Genomic DNA, 9,669 nt, shown 5'->3' with positions numbered 1-9,669 from the left:
CACAGGAAAAATCGCAAACGTTCGACGTAACGCGAACAAAAAATCCGCGCTACGCCGTCGAACAGGCGGAATTCGATTTGTTCCGCGTTTCCTTAATGCGACAGAACCGTTTATGGAGCACTTACGCTCGAACTGCTGGGATTCACTCTGTTTAAGCGCGCTTGAGTTGAACCAGAAGGCGTCTACCTGCGCTTTCGTTTGCAGCTTCACTGAGATTCGAAAACTTTGCATTCCGCTATCGTTTAGCGGAAGGATTTTTCTCGTCTGTGTAACCCAAAATAGGCTCTTTTTGAACCATGCCAAAAAAACTGAGTCTTTGGTCTATTGAATTGCCCTAACGAGACGCGACACGGGTACCATACATCAAGACACTGCCCCATTAATATTGAACGTTATCGATTGGAATTACCATGAATCACATCTACCGCACCGTGTGGAACCACCGCACTCAATCGATGACCGCCGTGGCGGAAAACGCCAGGGGTCGTGGCAAATCCGGTGGGAAATCCAGCAGCACGCCAGCGCTGCTGGCTTCTGTCCTGGCCGCCGCTTGCGCGCTACCTGCTGCAGCAAGTGCAGCGCCCCCAAATGCCTTGCCAACGGGCGGACAAGTTACAGCGGGTGCGGCCAGCATCAGTAGCAATGCCAACAGCCTTACTGTCAACCAGGACAGCCAGCGCGCAGCCATTAACTGGCAGAGTTTTTCGGTCGGCGAAAATGCCACTGTCAACTTCCAGCAGCCTAATGCGTCATCCGTGATCCTTAACCGGGTAGTGGGCACGGAACAATCGGTAATTGCCGGGGCAGTGAAGGCCAACGGTCAGGTGTTTTTGCTGAACTCGAACGGCGTTTTGTTCACCGGCACCTCGAGCGTCAACGTCGGTGGCCTGGTCGCCTCGACGCTGAACTTGAGCGATGCCGACTTCATGGCCGGGCGCAGCACTTTTACTGCCAATGGCAGTCGAGCCAGCGTGATCAACCTAGGCACTATCAACGCTGCTGATAGCGGTTATGTGGCGCTGCTGGGTAATCAGGTTAGGAACGAAGGCATCATCACTGCTCGACTCGGAACCGCCATCATGGGCGCGGGCGACAAGATCAGCCTGAATTTCAATGGCGATTCGCTGGTGGGGGTCGCCATTGACCAAGGCATCTTGAATGCGCTGGTGGAGAACAAGCAAGCCATTCGTGCGGACGGTGGCCTGGTCGTCTTGAGCGCCAAGGGGCTGGATGCAGTCATGGCTACGGTGGTCAATAACAGCGGCGAGATTCGTGCCCAAACTGTTGCCAATAAAGAGGGCAAGATATACCTGCTTGGCGGTATGGACAATAACCTTATTGAGGTGGGTGGCACGCTAGATGCAAGTGCACCGCATGGCGGTAATGGTGGCTTCATTGAAACCAGTGCGGCGAATGTGCAGGTCAAGGATGCTGCGCGTGTCACTACATTGGCTACCAGTGGGCGCACCGGCACTTGGTTGGTTGATCCTACCGATTTCACGATTGCGAGCGGTGACGGTATACAGACATCAAGCAGCATTGGCGCCAGTACCCTCTCTAACAGTCTGGGCACAACCAGCGTCACACTGCAGACCGACAACGTCAATGGAACTGGTGCTGGCGACATCAACGTGAATGCGCCGGTCGGCTGGAGCGCCAACACGACGCTTACCTTAAATGCGTATCGCAATATCAATATCAATTCCGACATAGCCGCGACTGGATCAGCAAGTAAGGTGGCTTTGCTTTATGGTCAACGTATGGGGCCTAGCGCAGATGGAAATGACTATTACATTGCAAAAAATACAAAAATAGATCTTGCTTCCGGTCAAAATTTTACAACCAAGCATGCGAATGAAAGTGAAGTTACTTACACAGTGATTCGTTCCGCCGCCGATTTGCAGAATATTGGTAACCTTGGCAATTTGGCCGGAAACTTTGCTCTTGGTTCAAATCTCGATTTATTTGGTATTACCTGGACACCGATAGGTGGTATTCCGATCGGTAATAATTTAAATAGATTTACAGGTATTTTTGATGGGCTTGGTCACACGCTGAATAATTTAATGATAAACAGGACAACTCCTCTTACTGGGCTGTTTGGTTATGTTGATACTGCGGGCGGCGTTAAAAATATTGGCGTAATTAATGGTAATGTTCACAGTAGTTCTAGTGGTATTGGGGGGCTTGTTGGAAACAATAAAGGTTTCATTAAGAACGCCTATTTTTCTGGATCTGTATCGACGGCGTTATCAGACGTCGGTGGCTTGGTAGGATACAACTACGGAAAAATATCAACGTCATTTGCAATTGCAGATGTGACCAGTACCAGTACTAACGGGAGTTCAGCGAATGCTGGTGGTCTTGTAGGATCAAACGCTTCATCAATTTCCGATTCCTATGCTATAGCCAACGTCAACGGATCTGCTGCTAATAACGGCATTGGTGGATTGGTAGGTTTTTCTGGCTACCAAAGTACTATCTCCAATAGTTACTCAAGTGGCACGGTTACTGGCGGCATCCAAGTTGGTGGGCTTGTAGGTAGCATATACGAGGCAACTATAAACAATGCCTATACAACTTCTACAGTGGTTTCAAACGGCATTAGTAGCACAACAAGCGTAGCTGGTGGTTTAATTGGTGCTACTGCCGGCGGTAGTGTTATTAATAACGTCCATGCCACAGGACGGGTAAGTGGAAACTTTCCACTCTTGTTGGGTGGATTGATCGGAGACACACCTAACCAACCATCAGTTTCGAATGGCTATTGGGACACCACGACAACAGGGCAATCGAATGCCAGGATATCTGGTTCGCTCGTTGGTACAACTGGTATAGCCAATGCTGACGCTTACAATCAGGCAAGTTACGTCGGCTTTGATTTCAGAAGCACTGGTCCTTGGTTTTCTGTCAACGGCTACACACGACCTTTCCTGCGCATGGAAGCCGCGAACTCGATTACCAATGCGCATCAGCTGCAATTGATGAGCATGAATGTGGTGGGTAGTTATACCCTCGCCAATAACATTGATCTTGCGCCATCGCTGACAAACAAGAGTGAAATCTGGAAAGATAATAGCGCCAGTGTTAATTACAGTAATTACAAGGGAAGTTTTGTCCCTGTTATGGGCCTGATTACGCAAGTTACTGGTGATCCCAATCCTTCCGGTATGGGTCGCTTTTCAGGTCAACTAGATGGCTTGTCACATGCGATTGACCACCTTTATATTTATCGCCCCTTAAATTCAGAAATTGGTCTGTTTGCCCAAGGTGCGAGTGCGACATTCAAAAACATCGGGCTTACCAATGTGGATGTTACGGGGAGCGGAGATGTTGGTGGCTTAGTGGGTTATAACGGGGTTAATGGTTTCTCACTGCCAACGATTCTAAATGCCTATGTAACCGGTTCGGTTACAAGTAATTTTTCTCAATTTAATGTCGGTGATCTTGTCGGTGGTTTGACTGGTTACTCGAAGGGTACTATCTCGAATTCGTATTCAACAGCTACCGTAAGCGGTAACGTATCTTTGATGGGGGGACTGGTTGGTCAAAATGACGCCATCATTTCTAATTCTTATGCTACGGGAAATGTTAGCGGTACCGGCATCGGTACCCGCATATCGGGAATCTCGGGCGGTGCCAGCCAGTATATCGGTGGATTAGTAGGAAAAAATGACGTTGCACTCGCTGCCGGGATTATCCAAAGTACGGACTCCAGTTTTTCCTATGCGACAGGAAATGTTAGCGGTGTAAATTATGTGGGTGGTTTGGTGGGCTGGAATGGGACTTTGGGAACAGTTTCAGGTGCCTACGCTACCGGCAACACCACAGGTAGTGGTGATTATGTTGGAGGACTCGCTGGACAAAACAGTAAAACAATTACTAATTCTTATGCCACTGGCTCGGTAATTGGGAGCGCCAATGTTGGTGGTTTAGTTGGTAATAATGATTCAACTGGTGTTATCAATAACTCTCATGCCCAAGGTGCAGTAACAGCTGCGAGTAACTATACAGGTGGACTGGCTGGAAGTAATTATCATACGATCTCTGGCTCCTTTTCAACAAGTACAGTAAATGGTAATGATTGGGTTGGCGGGCTGATTGGATACAACTATGCTGGCGCTATTTCAACGTCGTACCATACGACTGGCTCGGTCCACGGTGGGCAAAATGTTGGTGGTCTCGTTGGTCAAAGCACATCCTCTAACAGTAACTCCATCTCAGATTCCTATTCGAGTGGCGAAGTCGTAAGTATCGGCAATGGCGTAGGCGGATTGGTCGGAGACGCACAATATACAAACATCACTCACTCCTACACATCGGCCACTGTGTCCGGAGGGGGAACAAAAACTGGTGGCCTTATTGGTAATGCAAGTACGGTTACGGTTTCTGATTCTTATGCGACTGGCGCTGTCGCTGGCAGTAGTTCCTATGTCGGTGGACTGGTAGGTAATGACAACGGTGGTCATTATTCTCGAACAGTTGCCACAGGCACGGTAGATGGTAGGAAGTATGACAATGTTGGCGGTTTGATTGGTTATGCAACAAATACCCATATCGACACGAGCTATGCAACCGGTACAGTTCATGGGGGCACAAGCGTAGGGGGTTTGGTGGGCTACATGCAAGAGGCCCCTAACACTCTCGAAAATAGTTATGCAACGGGTGCAGTAACCGGCACCGTGACTGACACGGGCGGCCTAGTCGGCACTGTGATGAACAGTACGGTGGTCAACGCTTATTCTTCCGGTCTGACTACAGGCAATGCAAATGTTGGTGGCCTGATAGGCAATGCGAGTGGTTCAACAATTACCAATAGTTTCTGGGACAACCAAACCAGCGGGCAGGTAACTAGCAGCGGCGGCGCGGGTGTCACCGGAAAAACCACCGCCGGGATGAAGATGTTCGCCACTTTCGGCGGCACATCACCAGCGTGGAATATCGTCGTAGACCCAACCCTGAGCAATGTTTATCCACAACTGCGGTGGGCTACTACGGGGCTCAATCCAGGCAGCTCGATATGGGTCATTGGCCGTGAACTGGTAACGTACACAGTCGCTGGCGGCACTAAAACCTACGGTCAGTCTTTCGCGTTGCCCGCCCCAAGTTTTATTGGTGGTAGCCCAACAGCCACACCCACGGTGAAAGTATACGACGTTGCTAACAACGACGTCACCAGCCAGGCAACAGCAGGTACTTTGCCGCTCGGCATTTACACCGTTAAAACCCTGTTGGTAGATCCCAGTTTCCAGCTGGCAGACAGTGGTAACACAACAGGAACACTGACCGTTGGACAGGGCAGCGTGAACTACAGCGTAGCCGGGGGCGCAAAAACCTTCGGGCAGTCCTTCACCTTGCCAACTCCTACAATTACAGGCGGCAGCCCCACCGCGACGCCAACGGTAAAAGTGTTTGATAGCAATAACAATGATGTCACCAGCCAGGCACTGGCAGGCACTTTGGCGACGGGTACGTACATCGTCAGGGCGCTGTTAGCGGATACCAACTACCGACTGGCTAGCAGTGGCAATACAGAGGGTGTCTTGACTATTACGAGTGCTGTCGCGGGAGGCGGCACCAGTCAAACCGCTCTCGGCAATGCCATAGCCGATGCCATAGCCGATGCCATCACAATGCCAGAAAACAATGTGCTATCCAACAACGGCCTAGCGGGCAGCCCTATGTTCCCAGGTGGCGCGGTCCCAGATTTTGGCCAACCGCGTACGATCGTGAATGTCACCAATCCGTTACCTGCCGTTAGCGCAGCGTTTGGTCCGGGTGAACGTCTTGCGGTGGTCTCTTCCCCCACCGCCAACGAGCCAACTCAGGTCGTGACGCTCTCGCAAGCCCGCAGCATGATGCAAAGCCCCGGCCAAAACGACGGTAGCGCAAGCGATGGCGACCGGGAGGTTCGCGTTCCCGCGAGTCGCAACTCGCTCGCCGCGATCGTCAACGGCGGTGTAAAACTGCCCGACGGCGTCGAGCAGCAAATGTTTGTCGTGCAAGCCAATTAAAGAAGAACAGCCATGAATCTCCTCAATGTAAATCGGGCGCAAGTCGCCGTCGCTGTCTCGCTGGCCCTGGGTTCCACTCTAGCCGCGGCCCAATCCACACCCACCATCGGCGACGCGCTGCGTCAGGTGCAACCGCCGGTGCTACCCACCAAACCGTCACCTGCACTGCCCTCTGTGGGCGGTACCTCCCAGATCGAAGCGCCGATGAGTGCTTTGCAGGGCGGTGCCCAGGTGGCGGTCAAGCAGATCGAAGTCATCGGCAACCGCGTCATCGACACCGCCAAGCTCATCGCGCTGGTGGCCGACGGTGCCGGCAAATCGCTGACCCTGACCGAACTCGAAGGCCTGGCGCAACGCATCACCAAGTATTACCGCGCCAATGGCTACTTTGTTGCCCGCGCTTACATCCCAGCGCAAGAAGCCAGCAACGGCACCATCAAGATCCGGGTAGTGGAGGGCAACTACGGCCAGTTCCACCTGAAGAACCAGTCGCTGGTGCGCGACGACATCGTGCAAGGCATGCTCGATGACGTGAAAAGCGCCGACATCGTCTCGCTCGACACCCTCGAGCGCGCCATGCTCATCATCAACGACACCCCCGGCGTACGGGTCATACGTGCCGATGTGATGCCGGGCACCAAGGTCGGTACGTCCGACTTTGCCGTCGACACCCAGGCCACCGCTGCCTACGACGGCTACGTGCTGCTTGACAACTATGGCTCGGTCTATACCGGAAAAAACCGCATCAGCTTCAATGCCGACGCCAACTCTGTCACCGGCCGTGGCGACCGCCTCGCACTCAGTGGTTTGGCCACAGACGGCGGTGGCTTGCTTAATGCGCGCCTCGGTTATGGCCTGCTGCTGGCACCCAACGGCTTACGCGGCGAAGTCGCCATCAGCCAAACTCAATACCAGCTCGGCGATACCTACAGCAGCCTGAACGCCAAGGGCACTGCCCGCGCGCTGGACGCGACGATGACGTATCCGGTGCGCCGTATTCGCGCCCAGACGATTGAAGCCAGCATGAACCTGGCATATAAGGACCTCGAAGATAAGATCGACTCCACCGGCACCCGCACACCCAAGACCTCCAGTGCGGTAACGTTTGGCCTCTTGGTCCGCGACGAGTCGCAGGTGCTTGGCCTGGACGGCCTCACCCGTTTTAGCCTGAACCTGACAGCAGGCGAGCTCAGGATCAACGATGCAGCGGCCCGGGCACTGGACGCTGCAGGCGCCAATACCCAAGGTAGTTTCAGCAAGGCGCATGTGAGCCTGAGCCGCGTAAGCCTGTTGCCCAACGCGTTCAGCCTGACCACCGCACTCTCTACCCAACAGGTGATCACAAACAAGAACCTCGATGGCAGCGAGCGCATGACCGTGTCGGGTTCCAACGGCGTGATGGCCTATCCGTCGGGCGAACTGATCGGCTCGAACGCCACGCTGGTGCACCTCGAACTGGCCCGGCCGTTGCCTGCGTTGGGCAAGCTTCAAAGCAACTGGCAGGTCTTTGGGAACTGGGGACAAGCCTCCGCCGCCAAGTCCTTGGCAACTGAAAAAACCCGCAAGCTCAGCGACGTGGGTATCGGCTGGGCGGCCAATTACGGTGATGCCATCATCAAGGCGCATCTGGCGCACCGGTTGGAAAATACCCCGTCGCTTAGCGAAAAGACCGACAGGGACAACTTCCTGGTGCAGGTGGGCTGGTTGTTTTGATGTTGGGCAGATGGGCTGTCGATGGCGTCCGGGACGGCGTGGTTCAAAAACGGCAATTTTAGGGTTACACGGTCGAGCGGCATACTTCCACGATAGCAATGGAATTTCGATGTGACGGGATTTGATCCGGGAGGCTTACGCCTCCCGCAGCTCAGGCTCGCTGCGGCTGAAGCGGCCCTAAGCCGAGAAGCGTGAGCCAGTGAGGATGGGCTTGGCCGGTCATCAGCTGGGCCGGACTTTTGCCGACCCGCTCCGGGACCCGGCTGCGCAAGTAGCTCCGATGGTTCAGAAAGAACTGAAGAAGATCCAGGTACGTGCTGCCGAGCTGACGGCGCAAGGTGAAGTAATTGCGCAGCCTGGAGTTCAGATTTTCGACCAGTGCGCTTGAGGGTTCTGTCGCGTTGTGCGGCACGAGACGGAATTTTCCGTGCTGAACATGGCTTCGGTTTAAGCAGTACGGACTTGTCCTGCCAAGGCATAAAACTGGTTTGCAAATGACATGACGGTGCCATCGATGGCGAACTGGCCCTTTCGAATCATGTGCATGAGTTCAACGCCAGCAATAACCTGGGCTGCGCATCGGAATGACTTGAAGCCCAGCATCGGCCTGGTCACCCGTTTGATTGCACGATGGTCTTGCTCGACGATGTTGTTGAGGTACTTGACCTGGCGCACTACGATCGGGACGTCACGGCCAGCGTTGATCGCATCGATGGCCGCCTTGTTGGCGCCGCTCTTATCCATCGCGACCTTGTCAGGTTCGCCGTTTGCTCCCATGGCCTTGTCGAAGAAGCGCTTCGCCGCAGCCATGTCGCGCTTCGCTGTCAGCAGAAAGTCGACAGTCTTTCCTTGCTTGTCGACGGCGCGATAGAGATATTTCCAGACGCCCTTGACCTTGATGTAGGTCTCATCCATGCGCCAGCTCCCGCCGACCGGGTGCTTGTGTTTGCGAGCCATTTTCTCGATGAGCGGCAAGAAACGGATCGCCCACCGGTTGATCGACGAATGGTCAACCGACACACCACGCTCTTCCATCATCTCCTCAAGGTGCCGGTAACTCAGCGGGTAAGCCACATACCAGCGGATGCAGAGCAAGATCACGTCGGTCGGAAAGCGCATCCCTTTGAAGTTAAGCATCTCGGTTCGTCCTGGATTCGGGCACCGTCGTCTATCTGATCGGCCCAACGAATTCCGTTAATGCGACAGAACCTAAACCCTTCATGCGCAGCAAGTATGAGCGCCTGGTCAATAAAACGCCGGTTGAGGCCTTGACCGGAAAACCACATCTGCCTTGGCTCGAAATGCTCGGTTTTGCCCCTGTCAAAAGGTACGCCGCCTAACTTCACACGGTTCTTCAAAGAACATTTTTAACCCGCATATTGCAAGATATCAGCGGTCGTTTCTTCACGTCTGGTGTTCAGTAAAACGCGGTGTTTTTGAACCATGCCGAAAAAGCCGCTGAATGCAGGTCTAAGCATTATTCAATGCAGGTCGCTACAGCTACACATAGGCCCCGCCTCCTGTCGCTTCATTGTATGCAATGAGTATAGAAAAATGACCGTACGCTGCCACGATCACCGGCTTGGTGGCGTGAGTGTAAATAAGATTTTCCGTTTCGTCCCCCTCTTGTGTGCCGGTATTGCCATTAATGATTTCTCCAAGTGAATGGTTCATCTGGTGGATGTCCAGCGTAGCAGACTCGTAATCGAGCCGTGGATAACCTGAGGAATTCGGATCGGGCTGCACCCATGGTCGAGTAAGGATAAATCCTTCCCTTGCCCCGAGTTGATTCATCAATTCAACGATATGCACTGTTGTGCCTTCCTCGGCGTTGGTGCACTTAAATTTTGAAGGCGAAAGTACCCCCGCCCCGGATTTTTTATGCGGGTACTTTCTGATTACGAACGGAGTTAGGGCGTCCAGCAGCGAGCATGCGATTTAA

At 53.3% G+C, this 9,669-nt stretch carries 4 protein-coding genes; 2 read left to right on the top strand and 2 right to left on the bottom strand.

Features of this window, described 5'->3' with window-relative positions; genetic code table 11:
* The first annotated feature begins 410 nt into the window (after positions 1–410).
* Together RCH09_RS18920 and RCH09_RS18915 are read left to right on the top strand one after the other, a co-directional pair.
* A complete protein-coding gene (locus tag RCH09_RS18920; RefSeq protein ID WP_326942702.1) occupies positions 411–6,014 on the top strand; it encodes a GLUG motif-containing protein in 5,604 nt (1,867 codons plus the stop codon).
* Positions 6,015–6,026: 12 nt separating this feature from the next.
* Positions 6,027–7,727: a ShlB/FhaC/HecB family hemolysin secretion/activation protein gene (locus tag RCH09_RS18915; RefSeq protein WP_326942701.1), complete on the top strand. Its 1,701-nt coding sequence runs from the start codon at positions 6,027–6,029 to the stop codon at positions 7,725–7,727.
* Between the two features lie 447 nt (positions 7,728–8,174).
* Here the strand turns inward: RCH09_RS18915 and RCH09_RS18910 are convergent, their stop codons facing one another.
* Together RCH09_RS18910 and RCH09_RS18905 are read right to left on the bottom strand one after the other, a co-directional pair.
* A complete protein-coding gene (locus tag RCH09_RS18910) occupies positions 8,175–8,864 on the bottom strand; it encodes an IS6 family transposase (protein WP_326942700.1) in 690 nt (229 codons plus the stop codon).
* A 363-nt stretch (positions 8,865–9,227) separates the two neighbouring features.
* Positions 9,228–9,539 (bottom strand): hypothetical protein, encoded by a 312-nt coding sequence (locus RCH09_RS18905; RefSeq protein ID WP_326942699.1) that lies wholly within the window; start codon positions 9,537–9,539, stop codon positions 9,228–9,230.
* Positions 9,540–9,669: the final 130 nt, after the last annotated feature.

The organism is Actimicrobium sp. GrIS 1.19 (assembly GCF_035984655.1).
In the GTDB taxonomy this organism is placed as follows: Bacteria; Pseudomonadota; Gammaproteobacteria; order Burkholderiales; family Burkholderiaceae_D; genus Actimicrobium.
This window is presented reverse-complemented; position numbering and strand designations above follow the sequence as displayed.

What these genes read in the sequence shown, in the direction of transcription:
- RCH09_RS18920 (WP_326942702.1), top strand. Translation starts at nt 411, where the DNA reads ATGAATCACATCTACCGCACCGTGTGGAACCACCGCACTCAATCGATG.
- RCH09_RS18915 (WP_326942701.1), top strand. Translation starts at nt 6,027, where the DNA reads ATGAATCTCCTCAATGTAAATCGGGCGCAAGTCGCCGTCGCTGTCTCG.
- RCH09_RS18910 (WP_326942700.1), bottom strand. Translation starts at nt 8,864, where the DNA reads ATGCTTAACTTCAAAGGGATGCGCTTTCCGACCGACGTGATCTTGCTC.